This is a genomic window from Streptomyces sp. NPDC059373 (assembly GCF_042751495.1).
Classification (GTDB): domain Bacteria; phylum Actinomycetota; class Actinomycetes; order Streptomycetales; family Streptomycetaceae; genus Actinacidiphila.
The window spans coordinates 416559-431956 of sequence record NZ_JBHYXC010000002.1; the positions used below are offsets into that span (position 1 = coordinate 416559).

Below are 15398 nucleotides of genomic sequence, written 5' to 3' on the forward strand. Positions count from 1 at the left end.
CCCGCCCTGGCGGCACGCGTCGCGGCGGCTCAGGCGGCCCCGGCACGACGGACGGAGGCCCCTGGGGCCGGGCAGTGCGCGGGCGGCGTTGAGAAATGGAATCGCACAGGCCCCCGGGCGGAGCACCCGGGGGCCTGACGGTGTGCGTCGTGACGCTGATGGCCGGACGGCTCAGCGCTCGACCTCGCCGCGGATGAACTTCTCGACGTTGTCGCGGGCCTCGTCGTCGAAGTACTGGACCGGCGGGGACTTCATGAAGTACGAGGACGCCGACAGGATCGGGCCGCCGATACCGCGGTCCTTGGCGATCTTCGCGGCGCGCACGGCGTCGATGATGACACCGGCGGAGTTCGGGGAGTCCCAGACCTCGAGCTTGTACTCCAGGCTCAGCGGGACGTCACCGAAGGCGCGGCCCTCGAGGCGGACGTACGCCCACTTGCGGTCGTCGAGCCACTGCACGTAGTCCGACGGGCCGATGTGGACGTTCTTGGCGCCCAGGTCGCGGTCGGGGATCTGCGAGGTGACGGCCTGCGTCTTGGAGATCTTCTTGGACTCCAGGCGCTCGCGCTCGAGCATGTTCTTGAAGTCCATGTTGCCGCCGACGTTCAGCTGCATGGTCCGCTCGACGACGACACCGCGGTCCTCGAAGAGCTTGGTGAGCACGCGGTGCGTGATGGTGGCGCCGACCTGCGACTTGATGTCGTCGCCGACGATCGGCACGCCCGCCTCGGTGAACTTGTCCGCCCACTCCTTGGTGCCGGCGATGAAGACCGGCAGCGCGTTGACGAAGGCAACCTTGGCGTCGATGGCGGCCTGCGCGTAGAACTTCGCGGCGTTCTCGGAACCGACGGGCAGGTAGCAGACCAGGACGTCGACCTGCTTCTCCCGCAGGACGGAGACGATGTCGGCCGGCTGCTCGGCGGACTCCTCGATGGTCTCGCGGTAGTACTTGCCCAGGCCGTCGAGCGTGTGGCCGCGCTGCACGGTCACGCCGGTCTGCGGCACGTCGCAGATCTTGATGGTGTTGTTCTCGCTGGCGCCGATGGCGTCCGCAAGGTCGAGGCCGACCTTCTTCGCGTCGACATCGAAAGCGGCCACGAACTCGACGTCACGCACGTGGTAATCGCCGAACTGCACGTGCATGAGGCCAGGCACGCGGCCGTTCGGGTCGGCGTCCTTGTAGTACTCGACACCCTGCACCAGCGACGCGGCGCAGTTGCCCACGCCAACGATGGCTACGCGAACCGAACCCACGGTTGCTCCTTGTGTAATCAGTGAAATCGTCATGCGGTTCCCCGGCTAGGGCCGGTTGCGCCGCCTTCTTCATCTGTGTCGGATCCGGACGGCGGTTGTGTCCGCCCGGCTCGCTCGGTCTCGATCAGCTCGTTCAGCCAGCGGACCTCGCGCTCCACCGACTCCATGCCGTGCCGCTGCAGCTCGAGCGTGTAGTCGTCGAGCCGCTCGCGGGTACGCGCGAGGGACGCGCGCATCTTCTCCAGGCGCTCCTCCAGGCGGCTGCGCCGCCCTTCGAGGACACGCATCCGTACGTCACGTGACGTCTGGCCGAAGAAGGCGAAACGAGCCGCGAAGTGCTCGTCCTCCCACGCGTCGGGGCCGGAGTGGGCGAGGAGCTCTTCGAAGTGCTCCTTGCCCGCGGCTGTCAGCCGGTAGACGATCTTCGCCCGGCGGCCGGCGAGCGGCGCGGCGAGCGGATCGATCTCAGGGCCGGTCTCCTCGACCAGATAGCCCTGGGCGACCAGCGTCTTCAAGCAGGGATAGAGGCTGCCGTAACTGAACGCGCGGAACACACCGAGCGAGGTGTTGAGCCGCTTGCGCAGCTCGTAACCATGCATCGGGGATTCGCGCACCAGGCCGAGGACAGCGAACTCAAGGATGCCGGCGCGCTTGCTCATGCCCGCATCCTCCTCGTCCTCAGGTTCTCGTCGCCACTTATCTCGCCTTGATGTATCGACTCGATACATCCTGACGATAGAGGGGCCTCACGGGCGCGGCAAGGCGACCCACAGTGAGCGGCGTCACATAGCCAAATCTCTACGGTTTCAACCGTCCGTTATGTGATGAACGCTGACCCGGTGCGTGTTTTGACCCTGCGTACTCTGTTCGCCATGCAGAGCACTGGGAACCGAGTGACGCAAGTGAGCGTCCTGTTCCTTGGTGCGGTGCGGCCGTCGGGGGATACGGTCGCACTCCGGGGGGACCGGGAATCCTTGCCGCCTTCAGGTGCGATGCCGCCTGTCCTAGGAGTTAGCAGTCCATGAGCGAGCACCGTCGCAAGCCGCCGCAGTCGCCCGGCGGCGGCCGCGCAGCCGCCCGGCGCGGCGCGCAGCAGCAGCCTCCGCAGCCCAGCGGCCGGCGGCCTGCGCCCCGATCGCAGTCGTACGACTCCGGCCACGGCCGGGGCTCCGGTCCGGCCCCCACTGAGCCGCAGGCTCCGTACCAGGGCCGGGCCGCCGCCCGCCGTGCCCAGCAGGGCGGCAGGCGCCGCGCGGCCAACGCCTCGGGGCCCGCAACCGGCAAGCCGCGCTCGAAGTGGCGCGTCGTCGACTACCCCCGCTGGGGCAAGCAGGGCTGGCGCCGCTGGAGCCCGTCCTGGAAGCTCGTCACGGGGATGTGCCTCACGTTCTTCGGCAGCATCATCGCGGTGGCCGGCATCGGGTACGCCATGGTGAGCGTGCCCAATGTGAACGTGGCGGCCACCTCGCAGAGGAACGTCTACTTCTGGGACGACGGTACCCAGATGGCCACGTCCGGCAGTGGTGACAACCGGCAGATCGTGACCATCGACAAGATCCCCAAGGCCATGCAGAACGCGGTCATCGCGGCCGAGAACAAGACGTTCAGGACCGACTCCGGCGTCGACCCCATGGGTATCGCCCGTGCACTGCTCAACATGGCGAAGGGCGGTGACACGCAGGGCGGTTCCACCATCACGCAGCAGTACGTGAAGAACGCCCTGCTGGCCGACCAGTCGCAGACGGTCACCCGTAAGTTCAAGGAACTGTTCATCGCGATAAAGCTCCGCGCCGAGAAGACGCCGGACGAGATCCTCGAGGGCTACCTCAACACCTCGTACTACGGCCGTGGGGCGTACGGCATCCAGGCCGCCGCCCAGACGTACTACGGCGTGGACGCCGAGAAGCTCACCCCGAGTCAGTGCGCCTTCCTGGCAGCCCTGCTGAAGGGCCCGACATACTACGACCCGGTGGGCAACACCAGCATCGACTCCGCCGCGACCCCGGCGGCGAACAGGGCGCGCTCCGAGTCCCGCTGGAAGACAACCCTCGAAGCGGAACTCACCCAGCACTACCTGACCCAGGCCGAGTACGAGACGGCCACCAAGACGTACCCGATGCCCGACGGGCTGAAGGCGACCGCCGGTATGACCGGCCAGGTCAGCTACCTCGTCGACACCGCCAAGAACTACGTGATTCAGCATTCCAAGATCACACAGGCGCAGCTCGACCAGGGCGGCTACCAGATCCACACGACCTTCAACAAGAAGAAGGTCGACGCCCTGCAGAGGGCCGTGGAGAAGGTCAAGAAGGCTCGGATCGACCCCAAGACGCGCGAGAAGGACAAGTACGTCCAGTTCGGCGGCGCCTCCATCGTGCCGGGCGACGGCAAGATCGTCGCGATCTACGGCGGCACCGGCTACGAGAACAACCACTTCACGAACAACGCCAACACCACCAGTGTGCCGGTCGGTTCGACCTGGAAGCCCTTCGTCCTCGCCGCCGCCATGCAGTACGGGACGGTCAACAACCCCAACGTGCCCGTGAACCCGTTGAGCAAGTACAACGGCAACGATCACCTGAAGGTCAAGCAACCCGACGGCAGCTACGTCCTGAACAAGGACAACTCGGTCTTCTACCAGGAGAATGAGAGCAACTACCGCTGGGGCTACATCACCCTGCGCAAGGCGATGGAGCAGTCCATCAACACGCCGTTCGTCCAGCTCGGTGAGGACGTCGGGCTGAGCAACGTGCAGAAGATGGCCGAGAACGCCGGCATCAACAACGGCTTCGAGGCCCTCAACGCCTCGTTCTCGATCGGTACCTCCACCCCGAGCGCGATCCGTATGGCCGACGCCTACGGAACCTTCGCCGCCTCGGGCAAGCAGGCCGATCCGTACTCGGTGACATCGGTCATCCGGAACGGCACCGACGTGCCCAGCTTCACCAAGCCCACGGGCAAGGCCACCCAGAAGATCGAGGCCAACGTCGCCAACAACGTCACCGACACGCTGGAGAACGTGATCCAGAACGGTACGGCGACGAAGGCGAAGGCGCTCGGGCTGACGGCGGCCGGCAAGACCGGTACCACCGACAGCAACAAGTCGGCCTGGTTCGTGGGGTACACCCCGAAGCTCTCGACCTCGATCGCGATGTTCCGTGAGAACGAGAAGAAGCCCGGCTTGATCTCCATGAACGGAACGGCGGGTGTCGCGTCCATCCACGGTGGTGACATCCCCACCGCGATCTGGACCGACTACATGCAGACCATCATGAAGAACGCGTCCGACGTGCCCTTCCCCGCCGCCACCAAGATCGGCAAGGTCCAGAACGAGTCCGGTGCCCCGTCCCCGACCCCGTCGGTGACGATCACTCCGTCGGCGAGCCCGACCGTGACTGCGTCCGACACACCGACCGCGTCGAGCTCGCCCACCCCGACGGTCACGTCGACCTGCAGCAAGTGGGACGTGACCTGCGGCGGTGGAAGCACGGGATCGGCGTCGCCGACCGGTACCGCGAGCTCCAGCAGCAGCAGTAACGGGAACGGCAACGGCGGACTCTTCAACAGTGGCGGCACCGGCGGTTAGCGCCGCACCGGGCCCCCACCGTGGCCGTGGAGAGCACCCGCTCTCCACGGCCACGGCCGTTCCGGGCGGATCGGGAAGAGAAGGAGAGCGGAGTGGAGGCCGCGACAGCCCTCACTCAGCTGCGTAGGGCAGGATGTCGCCATGACGAGTGTGCGCGAAGAGACCGTGCCGCCGACGGCGGAGGATCCGGTGGCCCGGGCCGGGAGTGAGGTCATCGGGGGTCCGCTGGGGCGATGGGCGGCCATCGGGAGGCACTCGTGGTGGAATCCGCTGCGGGTGATCGTGATCGTGGCGATCGGGATGTTTGCGCTGGGGATGGTGCAGAAGATCCCCTGTTACGACAGCGGCTGGTTCTACGGCGCGAACGCGCAGTACGCCCATGCCTGCTACTCCGACATCCCGCACCTGTACTACGGGCGCGGCTTCGCCGACGACCTGGTCCCGTACTTCAACCACATCCCCGACGCCGTCTCCGGGGGCATGGGATACCTGGAGTACCCGGTCCTGACCGGCCTCTTCATGGAGGTCGCGTCCTGGCTGACCCCGCACAGCGGCACCATCCAGAACCGCGAGCAGATCTACTGGATGGTCAACGCGGGCATGCTGCTCGTCTGCACCGTCGTGATCGCCGTGTGCGTCGCCCGCACCAACCGCCGGCGCCCCTGGGACGCGCTGCTGGTCGCCTTCGCGCCCGCTTTCGCGCTGACCGCCACCATCAACTGGGACCTCTTCGCGGTCGCCCTGACGGCGGCGGGAATGATGTTCTGGTCCCGCAGCCGCCCGCTCGCCGCGGGCATCCTCATCGGCCTGGCCACCGCAGCCAAGCTCTATCCGGTGCTGCTGCTGGGGCCGCTGTTGCTGCTGTGCCTGCGCGCCGGGCGGATGCGGGCCTGGGGGGCGGCATTCGGCGGCGCGGTGGGGGCGTGGCTGGTGGTCAATTTGCCGGTGATGGTGTTCGCGACCAAGGGCTGGGAGAAGTTCTACACCTTCAGCCAGGAGCGGGGCGTCGACTACGGCTCGGTCTGGCTGATCATCTCGCAGCAGACCGGCAAGACGATCAGCGGCGCCAATTCGTACGCGACCGCCCTGATGCTGCTGCTGTGCGCCGGCATCGCCGCGCTCTCGCTGTACGCCCCGCGCCGGCCGCGTTTCGCGCAGCTCGCCTTCCTCGTCATCGCGGCCTTCATCCTCACCAACAAGGTGTACTCGCCGCAGTACGTCCTCTGGCTCGTCCCGCTGGCCGCCCTGGCGCGGCCGCGCTGGCGTGACTTCCTGATCTGGCAGGCGGCCGAGGTCGCGTACTTCCTCGGCATCTGGATGTACCTCGCCTATACGAGCGGCGGCAACAACAAGGGCCTGCCCCAGGACGGCTATCACGTGGCGATCGCGGTGCATCTGCTGGGCACGCTGTACCTGTGCGCAGTCGTCGTGCGCGACGTGCTCTTCCCGGAGCAGGATCCGGTGCGCGGCGACGGCGCCGACGACCCCTCGGGGGGCGTGCTGGACGGGGCGGAGGACGTGTTCGTACTGGGCAGGCGGCGTGAGGGGCGGCATGCGGCGACGCACTACGTGAGCGGGCCCGGGGCGCCCTGAGCTCAGCCGGGAGAAAGCAGAGGAGGGGGCGGCCGCAGTCCGACGTTGCGGCCGCCCCCTCCGGGCTGTGACAGGTCAGGCGTTCAGCGGTCGACGGAGCGGTCGAAGGTCGTCGTGGTGTGCCGGAGGTGGGCCACCAGCTCGTCGCCGACGGCCGGCGGGGCGACGTCGTTCGGCAGGAAGAGGATCGACACCTGCATGTGCGGCGGCTCGGCGAACCAGCGCTGTTTGCCCGCCCACACGAAGGGCGACAGATTGCGGTTGACGGTGGCCAGCCCGGCCCGGGCGACGCCCTTGGCGCGCGGCATCAGGCCGTGCATGGCCTTGGGGGCCTCCAGGCCGACCCCGTGGGACGTGCCGCCGGCGACGACGACCAGGTGGCCGTCGTCGGCGGCCTTCTGCTGCCGGTAGCCGTAGCGCTCGCCCTTCGCGATGCGGGTGACGTCGAGGACGGCGCCGCGGTACTCCGTGGCGTCGTGGTCGCCGAGCCACAGGCGGGTGCCGATGCGGGCCCGGAAGCGGGTCTGGGGGAACTGCTGCTGGAGCTGGGCGAGCTCGGTGGCCTTGACGTGGCTGACGTACATCCGGCCCAGGGGCAGCCGGGCCGCCCGCAGCCGCTCCATCCAGGCGAAGACCTCCTCCACCGCGTCGGACCCGTCGGTGCGGTCCAGCGGGAGGTGGATGGCGAAGCCCTCGAGCCGTACGTCGTCTATAGCGGAGTGCAGCTTGACGAGGTCGTCCTCGCTAACGCCGTGCCGCTTCATGCTGCTCATGACCTCGATGACGACCCGGGCGCCCACCAGCCCCCGTACGCCCTCGACCGAGGAGACGGACCGTATGGCGCGGTCCGGCAGCGGGACGGGCTCCTCGCCGAGGCGGTAGGGGGTCAGGACGAGCAGGTCGCCGCTGAAGTAGTCCTTGGTCTTCGCGGCTTCGTACGTGGTCCCGACCGCGAGCGTGTCGGCGCCGAGGCGGGTGGCCTCGTCGGCGAGGCGCTCGTGGCCGAAGCCGTAGCCGTTGCCCTTGCAGACGGGGACGAGGCCCGGGAACTGCTCAGCCACGGACTGCTGGTGTGCACGCCAGCGTGCGGAGTCGACGTACAGGGTGAGCGCCATGGCGAAGGCAGCGACCTTTCTCAGCGGCGGGACATGTAGATGTCAAGGGCCTTGTGGAGCAGCTTGTTCAGCGGGAAGTCCCACTCGCCCAAGTATTCGGCAGCCTGGCCGCCCGTGCCCACCTTGAACTGGATAAGGCCGAAGAGATGGTCGGTCTCGTCCAGGGAGTCGGAGATGCCGCGCAGGTCGTAGACGCTCGCGCCGAGCGCGTAGGCGTCCCGGAGCATCCGCCACTGCATGGCGTTGCTGGGCCGCACTTCGCGCTTGTGGTTGGCCGAGGCGCCGTACGAGTACCAGACGTGCCCGCCGACGATCAGCATCGTCGCGGCGGCGACCGCCTCGCCCTCGTGCTTGGCGAGGTAGAGCCGCATGCGGTTGGGGTCCTCGGAGTTCAGCGACTTCCACATGCGCTGGAAGTACGAGAGGGGGCGCGGCCGGAAGTGGTCGCGGACGGCAGTGACCTCGTACAGGTCCTGCCACAGCGGCAGGTCGTCGTAGCCGCCCTGCACGACCTCGACGCCGAGCTTCTCGGCCTTCTTGATGTTGCGCCGCCAGAGCTGGTTGAAGCCCTTCTGGACGTCCTCCAGGGAGCGGTTCTCCAGGGGCACCTGGAAGACGTAGCGGGGCTGTACGTCGCCGAAGCCGGCGCCGCCGTCCTCGCCCTGCTGCCAGCCCATGCGGCGCAGCCGGTCGGCGACCTCGAAGGCGCGGGGCTCGATGACGGTGGCCTCGACGTCGCGCAGGCGCTTGACGTCCGGGTCGGCGATGCCGGCCTTGATGGCGGTGGCGTCCCAGCGGCGGATGACGACCGGCGGGCCCATCTTCACGGTGAAGGCGCCCTGCTGCTTGAGGTGGGCGAGCATCGGCCGCAGCCACTCGTCGAGGTTGGGCGCGTACCAGTTGATGACCGGGCCCTCGGGCAGATAAGCCAGGTAGCGCTTGACCTTGGGGAGCTGCCGGTAGAGCACCAGACCCGCGCCGACGAGCTCACCGGTCCTGTCGTCGAACCAGCCGAGGTTCTCGGACCGCCACTCGTTCTTGACGTCCGCCCATGCCGGAACCTGGCAGTGGCTCGCCGAGGGCAGGCTCTGGATGTACGCCAGGTGCTGTTCCCGACTGATGTTCCTCAGGGTCAAGCTCATGCGGGGCGCTCCCCATCGCTGCGGCTGAACGGCCTTGCTGCCATTTACTGCGCCGAAGCCTACTGCGAACAGGCAACGCCCCCGCCGGGCTACCCCACTACGCCGCCGAAGAGGCCGCCGTGTGCCATGCCCAGGTAGAAGCCGACGCCGGCCAGCCCGAGCCCGATGATCAGTGCGAAGCGCTCCGCCGTGGTCGCCGAGCGGTACTGGCCGTACGCGCCCGTCAGGATCCCCGCCAGCCCGGCCCAGGAGCTGACCAGGTGCAGGCTGTAGAAGAAGGCCGTGACGAACGCGACCAGCCCCAGCGTCACCGTGACCGCGACCAGGGTGTTCTCCAGCGGATGGGGCTGCCCGTCCGTGTTGAGGGTGATCCGGTGGTGGGTGGGCTGCTGGGACTCTTGCCGCACTGCCTGTGCCATGGGGAACCTCCGGTCGTGGAGAGGTGGCGCACAGTGGCGCCGGTCACACCCGATGTGTACAGATTGGGGGCTTTGGGGGGCGGATTTCAACCGGAAGGCGCGTGCGGGTAGTGTGTACCGTCTGCACCGGTGTCTGCGCTGCCCAAACGAGCGGCATGCTCGATTGTCAGTGGCCCGCGATACCGTTGCGACGCGATGAAAAACCCTCCTGCCACGGAAATGCCGTGGCCGCTGAGTCCAAAGGAGGTGGGTTCCACATGCGTCACTACGAGCTGATGCTCATTCTCGACCCCGATCTCGAGGAGCGCGCTGTCTCCCCGCTGATCGAGAACTTCCTCGGCGTCGTCCGCAATGGCGGCGGCAAGGTCGAGAAGGTCGACACCTGGGGCCGTCGTCGTCTCTCGTACGAGATCAAGAAGAAGCCCGAGGGCATTTACTCGGTCATCGACCTCAACGCCACTCCCGAGGTTGTCAAGGAGCTCGACCGTCAGCTCAACCTGAACGAGTCGGTCCTCCGGACCAAGGTCCTCCGCCCCGACACCCACTGAGCCTGACGGCTCAAGGCACATCGGGAAACCGAGAAGCCAAGAAACGCCGAGAGGTCACCCACCATGGCAGGCGAGACCGTCATCACGGTCGTCGGCAATCTCGTCGACGATCCCGAGCTGCGCTTCACCCCGTCGGGTGCGGCGGTCGCGAAGTTCCGTGTCGCGTCCACACCCCGCACCTTCGACCGGCAGACCAACGAGTGGAAGGACGGCGAGAGCCTGTTCCTCACCTGCTCGGTCTGGCGGCAGGCGGCGGAGAACGTGGCCGAGTCGCTCCAGCGCGGCATGCGCGTCATCGTGCAGGGCCGGCTGAAGCAGCGGTCCTACGAAACCACGCAGGGCGAGAAGCGGACGGTCTACGAGCTGGACGTCGACGAGGTCGGCGCCAGCCTGCGTAGTGCCACCGCCAAGGTCACCAAGACCGCCGGTGGCGGCGCTTCGCGCGGCGGCCAGGGCGGCGGCGGTTACAGCGGCGGCGGTGGCGGCCAGGGCGGCAGCTGGGGCGGAGGCTCCGGCGGCGGCCAGGGCGGCGCTCCGGCCGACGACCCGTGGGCGACCAGCGCTCCGGCCGGTGGCGGCCAGGGCAGCGGTGGCGGCGGTGGCTGGGGCGGCGGCTCCGGCTCCGGCAACTCCGGCGGCGGCTACTCGGACGAACCGCCCTTCTAGGGGCGGATCCGTACCAAAACTTCTTGATCATACTGGAGAGAGACCATGGCGAAGCCGCCTGCTCGCAAGCCTAAGAAGAAGGTTTGCGTGTTCTGCAAGGACAAGATCACGTACGTCGACTACAAGGACACGAACCTGCTGCGGAAGTTCATTTCCGACCGCGGCAAGATCCGTGCCCGCCGGGTCACCGGCAACTGCACCCAGCACCAGCGTGATGTCGCCACGGCCGTGAAGAACAGCCGTGAGATGGCGCTGCTGCCCTACACCTCGACCGCTCGCTAAGGGAGGGTGAATCAAGCATGTCGAAGATCATCCTCACCAACGAGGTCAGCGGCCTCGGTGCCGCCGGCGACATCGTCGATGTCAAGCCGGGCTACGCCCGCAACTACCTGATCCCGCGCGGTTTCGCGATCGCGTGGACCAAGGGTGGCGAGAAGGACGTCGAGCAGATCCGCCGTGCGCGCCGGATCCGCGACATCCACACCATCGAGCAGGCCACCAGCGTCAAGGGCCAGCTCGAGGGCGTCAAGGTCAAGCTGGCCACCCGCGCGGGTGACGCCGGCCGCCTGTTCGGCTCGGTGACCCCGGCCGACATCGCCGCTGCCATCAAGGCCGCCGGCGGTCCGGACGTGGACAAGCGCCGCATCGAGATCGGCTCGCCGATCAAGACGCTGGGCTCGCACCGCATCTCGGTCCGTCTGCACCCCGAGGTCGCGGCCTCGGTCGACGTCGAGGTTGTCGCAGCCTGACGTAAGGCGTGACGAAGGGCCCGGAACCGCTGTCGGTTCCGGGCCCTTCGCGTTGCTCAGGCGCGTACGGCGCCCGTCACCAGCCACTTTCCGGAGCGGGCGCGCAGCCCCAGGGTGGCCGTACGGGTCAGCATCATCAGCATCAGCGCCCACCACAGGGCCGACAGGCCGCCGCCCAGCGCGGGCACCGCGAAGGCGGCCGGGGTGAACACGGCGAGCGTGACCAGCATCGACCAGGCGAGGTACGGGCCGTCGCCGGCGCCCATCAGCACGCCGTCGAGGACGCAGACCACCCCCATGACGGGCTGGGACAGCGCGACGATCAGCAGCACCGGCATCAGTACGTCCCGCACCGCCGGGTCCGAAGTGAACAGCGGCACGATCAGCGGCCGGGACACGACCACCAGCAGGCCGAGTACGACGCCGGAGGCGATACCCCACTGCACCATGCGCCGGCAGGCCGCCGCGGCGCCGGCCGGGTCGTCGGCGCCGAGGTAGCGGCCGATGATGGCCTGCCCGGCGATGGCGATGGCGTCGAGGGCGAAGGCCATCAGCGTCCACAGGGTGAAGGCGACCTGGTGGCCGGCGATGGAGACATCGCCGATCCGGGCCGCGACGGCGGTCGCGATCACCAGGATCGCCCGCAGGCAGAGCGTACGCACCAGCAGCGGCCCCCCGGCCCTTGCGCAGGCCCGGATCCCGGCGGCGTCGGGCCGCAGCGACTCCCACCATCCCGGTCGCGCTCCGCCTCGACTCCGCTGCGTCTCGGCTGCGCCGCTCAGGTGCCGGCGGGCTCCCCTGACCACCACCGTGAGGTAGACCGCCGCCATGGCGTTCTGGGCGATGACCGTGCCCCACGCGGAGCCGGCGATGCCGAGCCCGGCACCGTAGACGAGGGTGACGTTGAGCCCGGCGTTCGCGGCGAAGCCGGCGACGGCGACGTAGAGCGGCGTACGGGTGTCCTGGAGTCCGCGGAGGACGCCGGTGGCGGCGAAGATGACGAGCATCGCCGGGATGCCGAGGGAGCTGATCCGCAGATACGTCACCCCGTAAGGCGCCGCGGTCGCGGAGGCGCCGGACAGGTCGATGAGGGCCGGGGCGGCGGGTATGGCCACGGCGACGACGACGGCGCTGATGATCAGGGCGAGCCAGATGCCGTCCATGCCCTGGCGGATCGCGGTGGGCAGGTCGCCGGCGCCGACCCGGCGGGCGACGGCGGCGGTCGTGGCGTAGGCGAGGAAGACGAAGACCCCGACGGCGGTCGCGATGAGGGTCGCGGCGACACCGAGCCCGGCGAGCTGCGGGGTACCGAGGTGGCCCACGATGGCGCTGTCGGCGAGGAGGAACAACGGCTCGGCGACGAGCGCTCCGAAGGCAGGGAGGGCCAGGGCGATGATCTCCCGGTCGTGGCGGCGGGGCGCCCGGTCGGGGGCGGCGCGGAGATCATCGGGTGCCTGTGTCATTCGCTCAGGGTAATCATCCACATGTAATGACCGCAAGTAGCGCCTGTCTATTACCGGCGACTGCGTAGCGTGATCTCCTCCGTGCCGTTTGTCAGGATCTTGAGCCGACCGGGGAAGTTTTTCTTGTCCACAGTGGGTGGATGAGGAACTCGCAGGTCAGATGGCTGATCATCGGGTGATTGTGTGCTTGTCCACGTGGCTGTCCCCCGCCCTGTACACAGGTTGGAGGGGCTTCTCCACAGGCATGGCCTCTTTCATCCCCAGGCTTCCCCAACCCCTGTGGATAACCATCTTGGCTGACGGCGCCATACACCCCTACCGTGGACCGTCACCCGACGCGCCGCTGCCCTCCCCACAGGGCTCGACTGTCAGCGCTGTGGCGTAAGAAAGCGTAAGCAACAACAAGCACACAGCGGTCCGCCGCTCGGGAGGAGGTGACGGGGGTGAGCCAGCCCGAACCCGCGGACGACCACTGGGGAGAGGAACCCCCCTTCCCCCCGGACAACGGCCCCGGCGACCGCCTCCCCGTCTCCCGCTTCCGTAAGAAGGACGACTCCCGCGACGGCGACAAACGCCGTGACGACGCCTTCGCCGGCGGCTTCGAGCGCGTACCCCCGCAGGACCTGGACGCCGAGCAGTCCGTCCTCGGCGGCATGCTGCTCTCCAAGGACGCCATCGCCGACGTCGTCGAGGTCCTCAAGGGCGCCGACTTCTACCGGCCCGCCCACGAGACCATCTACGCCGCCGTCCTCGACCTCTACGCCCGAGGCGAGCCCGCCGACCCCATCACCGTCGCCGCCGAGCTCACCAAGCGCGGTGAGCTCACCAAGGTCGGCGGCCCCCCTTACCTCCACACCCTCGTCAACGCGGTCCCCACCGCCGCCAACGCCGAGTACTACGCCGAGATCGTCCACGAACGGGCGGTGCTGCGGCGGTTGGTCGAGGCCGGCACCCGCATCACCCAGATGGGTTACGCCGCCGACGGCGACGTCGACGAGATCGTCAACTCCGCCCAGGCCGAGATCTACGCCGTCACCGAACAGCGCACCTCCGAGGACTACCTCCCGCTCGGCGACATCATGGAAGGCGCCCTCGACGAGATCGAGGCCATCGGCTCCCGCAGCGGCCAGATGTCCGGCGTCCCGACGGGATTCACCGACCTGGACTCCCTCACCAACGGTCTCCACCCCGGCCAGATGATCGTCATCGCGGCCCGGCCCGCGATGGGAAAGGCGCTGGCTCTGGACACTGTGCTCCCCACTCCTGCCGGGTGGACCACCATGGGCGAGGTCAACGTCGGAGACTTGCTGCTCGCTGCCGACGGGACACCGACCCGGGTGGTCGCCGCCACCGACGTCATGGTCGGGCGTCCCTGTTACGAAGTCACTTTCGACGACGGGACGGCAGTCGTCGCTGACGCGGATCATCAGTGGCTCACCGACACCAGGGCCTCACGGCGGTCGGCTCGGGAAAACAGTCCGGATCGCCAGAGAACTCACGCTGCGGTCAGGACGACCAAAGAGATCGCTGCCACGCTGCGTTGTACGAGCCTGGCTGACCAGCGGCTGAACCATAGCGTGAAGAACGCGGCCCCTCTTGATCTCCTAGATCAGAAGCTGCCTGTTCCGCCGTACACGCTTGGTGCATGGCTCGGCGATGGCCACAGTGAAGCCGCACGGGGCAGTCTCCGGACGGCGCTTCGTGACTTGGGCGTCCTGGGCGACAAGCACATTCCACAGGAGTACCTGCGCGGTTCCATCGCGCAGCGGAGGGCGTTGCTGGCCGGTCTACTGGACACTGACGGAACGGTCACCAACACCGGTTCGATTCAGTTCACAGTCACCAATCGGGTCCTGGCGGAAGGATTCCGTGAGCTTCTTGTGGGTCTCGGTTACCGCTGCGGCATGACGACCAAGACCGTCAAGGGGCGCACCGAGAAGTCATCCATCGCGTACATCGTCAATTTCACTACGTCCGATGATGTCTTCGGGCTGGAGCGAAAGCGACGAGTGCACGCCGAGCGGCGACGACGTGGCACTCCCAAGCTGTCGCAGCGCTTCATCACCGATGCGCGAGAGATCGAGAGCGTCCCGGTTCGCTGCGTCCAGGTGGACAATCCGGAACACCTGTACCTGGCCACCCGCTCGATGGTGCCGACCCACAACAGCACGCTGGCCCTGGACTTCGCGCGCGCCTGCTCGATCAACAACGGCATGCCCAGCGTCATCTTCTCCCTCGAAATGGGCCGCAACGAGATCGCGATGCGCCTGCTGTCGGCCGAGGCCCGGGTCGCCCTGCACCACATGCGCTCCGGCAGCATGACGGACGACGACTGGACCCGGCTGGCCCGCCGTATGCCGGACGTCTCGGCGGCGCCGCTCTACATCGACGACTCCCCGAACCTGTCGATGATGGAGATCCGCGCCAAGTGCCGCCGTCTGAAGCAGCGGAACGATCTGCGGCTGGTCGTCATCGACTATCTCCAGCTGATGCAGTCCGGCGGGTCCCGGCGTCCGGAAAGCCGGCAGCAGGAGGTCTCGGACATGTCCCGAAACCTCAAGCTGCTGGCGAAGGAGCTGGAGGTCCCGGTGATCGCGCTGTCCCAGCTGAACCGTGGTCCCGAGCAACGTACCGACAAGAAGCCGATGGTCTCCGACCTCCGCGAGTCGGGCTCGATCGAGCAGGACGCCGACATGGTCATCCTGCTGCACCGCGAGGACGCCTACGAGAAGGAGTCCCCGCGCGCGGGCGAGGCCGACCTGATCGTCGCCAAGCACCGTAACGGCCCCACGGCGACGATCACGGTGGCGTTCCAGGGCCACTACTCCCGCTTTGTGGACATGGCGCAGACGTAGAAGGCCCG

Annotated in this window: 13 protein-coding genes; 7 read left to right on the top strand and 6 right to left on the bottom strand. The window is 68.0% G+C overall.

The genetic code is table 11. The annotated features are described in order from the left end of the window. Positions 1-171 precede the first annotated feature (171 nt). Entirely contained in the window at positions 172-1254 is a 1083-nt protein-coding gene (locus ACFXJ5_RS06130; RefSeq protein WP_384627503.1) for an inositol-3-phosphate synthase, read from the bottom strand. Between the two features lie 29 nt (positions 1255-1283). After that, positions 1284-1913 carry a PadR family transcriptional regulator gene (locus tag ACFXJ5_RS06135; RefSeq protein ID WP_384627506.1) on the bottom strand — a complete coding sequence of 210 codons (630 nt, stop codon included), beginning with the start codon at positions 1911-1913 and terminating at the stop codon, positions 1284-1286. Positions 1914-2275: 362 nt separating this feature from the next. On the opposite strand from ACFXJ5_RS06135, the gene ACFXJ5_RS06140 reads away from it, so the two are divergent. Together ACFXJ5_RS06140 and ACFXJ5_RS06145 are read left to right on the top strand one after the other, a co-directional pair. After that, a complete protein-coding gene (locus tag ACFXJ5_RS06140; RefSeq protein WP_384627508.1) occupies positions 2276-4840 on the top strand; it encodes a transglycosylase domain-containing protein in 2565 nt (854 codons plus the stop codon). 141 nt (positions 4841-4981) lie between these two features. Next, entirely contained in the window at positions 4982-6433 is a 1452-nt protein-coding gene (locus ACFXJ5_RS06145) for a glycosyltransferase family 87 protein (RefSeq protein ID WP_384627509.1), read from the top strand. Between the two features lie 83 nt (positions 6434-6516). Here ACFXJ5_RS06145 and ACFXJ5_RS06150 read toward each other — a convergent pair whose 3' ends face one another. The 3 genes from ACFXJ5_RS06150 to ACFXJ5_RS06160 form a co-directional block, all read right to left on the bottom strand. Continuing rightward, on the bottom strand, positions 6517-7548 hold the full coding sequence (locus tag ACFXJ5_RS06150; protein ID WP_384627512.1) for an alanine racemase: 1032 nt from the start codon (positions 7546-7548) through the stop codon (positions 6517-6519). A 20-nt stretch (positions 7549-7568) separates the two neighbouring features. Further along, on the bottom strand, positions 7569-8690 hold the full coding sequence (locus tag ACFXJ5_RS06155) for a lipid II:glycine glycyltransferase FemX (protein ID WP_384627515.1): 1122 nt from the start codon (positions 8688-8690) through the stop codon (positions 7569-7571). 89 nt (positions 8691-8779) lie between these two features. Continuing rightward, positions 8780-9109, bottom strand: a complete 330-nt coding sequence (locus ACFXJ5_RS06160) for a hypothetical protein (protein ID WP_384627517.1) — start codon at positions 9107-9109, stop codon at positions 8780-8782. Positions 9110-9366: 257 nt separating this feature from the next. On the opposite strand from ACFXJ5_RS06160, the gene rpsF reads away from it, so the two are divergent. From rpsF to rplI, 4 genes are all read left to right on the top strand, one after another. Continuing rightward, the gene (rpsF, locus tag ACFXJ5_RS06165) at positions 9367-9657 is read left to right on the top strand and encodes a 30S ribosomal protein S6 (RefSeq protein ID WP_329315540.1); all 291 of its coding nucleotides are present in this window, start codon (positions 9367-9369) and stop codon (positions 9655-9657) included. Positions 9658-9720: 63 nt separating this feature from the next. Beyond that, complete coding sequence (locus ACFXJ5_RS06170; protein ID WP_384627520.1) at positions 9721-10323, top strand: single-stranded DNA-binding protein; 603 nt, start codon at positions 9721-9723, stop codon at positions 10321-10323. A 45-nt stretch (positions 10324-10368) separates the two neighbouring features. Further along, positions 10369-10605 carry a 30S ribosomal protein S18 gene (gene rpsR / locus ACFXJ5_RS06175; protein ID WP_026250812.1) on the top strand — a complete coding sequence of 79 codons (237 nt, stop codon included), beginning with the start codon at positions 10369-10371 and terminating at the stop codon, positions 10603-10605. Between the two features lie 17 nt (positions 10606-10622). Next, complete coding sequence (gene rplI / locus ACFXJ5_RS06180; protein ID WP_384627522.1) at positions 10623-11072, top strand: 50S ribosomal protein L9; 450 nt, start codon at positions 10623-10625, stop codon at positions 11070-11072. A 56-nt stretch (positions 11073-11128) separates the two neighbouring features. Here the strand turns inward: rplI and ACFXJ5_RS06185 are convergent, their stop codons facing one another. After that, positions 11129-12535: an MATE family efflux transporter gene (locus tag ACFXJ5_RS06185; RefSeq protein WP_384627525.1), complete on the bottom strand. Its 1407-nt coding sequence runs from the start codon at positions 12533-12535 to the stop codon at positions 11129-11131. A 443-nt stretch (positions 12536-12978) separates the two neighbouring features. Between ACFXJ5_RS06185 and dnaB the strand changes: the two genes are divergently transcribed. Next, positions 12979-15390: a replicative DNA helicase gene (gene dnaB / locus ACFXJ5_RS06190; RefSeq protein ID WP_384627527.1), complete on the top strand. Its 2412-nt coding sequence runs from the start codon at positions 12979-12981 to the stop codon at positions 15388-15390. The last annotated feature ends 8 nt before the right edge of the window (positions 15391-15398 follow it).

Excerpts from the sequence above, each read along its gene's own strand:
- ACFXJ5_RS06170 (WP_384627520.1), top strand. The coding sequence starts at position 9,721 with ATGGCAGGCGAGACCGTCATCACGGTCGTCGGCAATCTCGTCGACGAT.
- ACFXJ5_RS06150 (WP_384627512.1), bottom strand. The coding sequence starts at position 7,548 with ATGGCGCTCACCCTGTACGTCGACTCCGCACGCTGGCGTGCACACCAG.
- ACFXJ5_RS06135 (WP_384627506.1), bottom strand. The coding sequence starts at position 1,913 with ATGAGCAAGCGCGCCGGCATCCTTGAGTTCGCTGTCCTCGGCCTGGTG.
- ACFXJ5_RS06160 (WP_384627517.1), bottom strand. The coding sequence starts at position 9,109 with ATGGCACAGGCAGTGCGGCAAGAGTCCCAGCAGCCCACCCACCACCGG.
- ACFXJ5_RS06140 (WP_384627508.1), top strand. The coding sequence starts at position 2,276 with ATGAGCGAGCACCGTCGCAAGCCGCCGCAGTCGCCCGGCGGCGGCCGC.
- ACFXJ5_RS06185 (WP_384627525.1), bottom strand. The coding sequence starts at position 12,535 with ATGACACAGGCACCCGATGATCTCCGCGCCGCCCCCGACCGGGCGCCC.
- rplI (WP_384627522.1), top strand. The coding sequence starts at position 10,623 with ATGTCGAAGATCATCCTCACCAACGAGGTCAGCGGCCTCGGTGCCGCC.
- ACFXJ5_RS06145 (WP_384627509.1), top strand. The coding sequence starts at position 4,982 with ATGACGAGTGTGCGCGAAGAGACCGTGCCGCCGACGGCGGAGGATCCG.
- rpsF (WP_329315540.1), top strand. The coding sequence starts at position 9,367 with ATGCGTCACTACGAGCTGATGCTCATTCTCGACCCCGATCTCGAGGAG.
- ACFXJ5_RS06155 (WP_384627515.1), bottom strand. The coding sequence starts at position 8,690 with ATGAGCTTGACCCTGAGGAACATCAGTCGGGAACAGCACCTGGCGTAC.
- rpsR (WP_026250812.1), top strand. The coding sequence starts at position 10,369 with ATGGCGAAGCCGCCTGCTCGCAAGCCTAAGAAGAAGGTTTGCGTGTTC.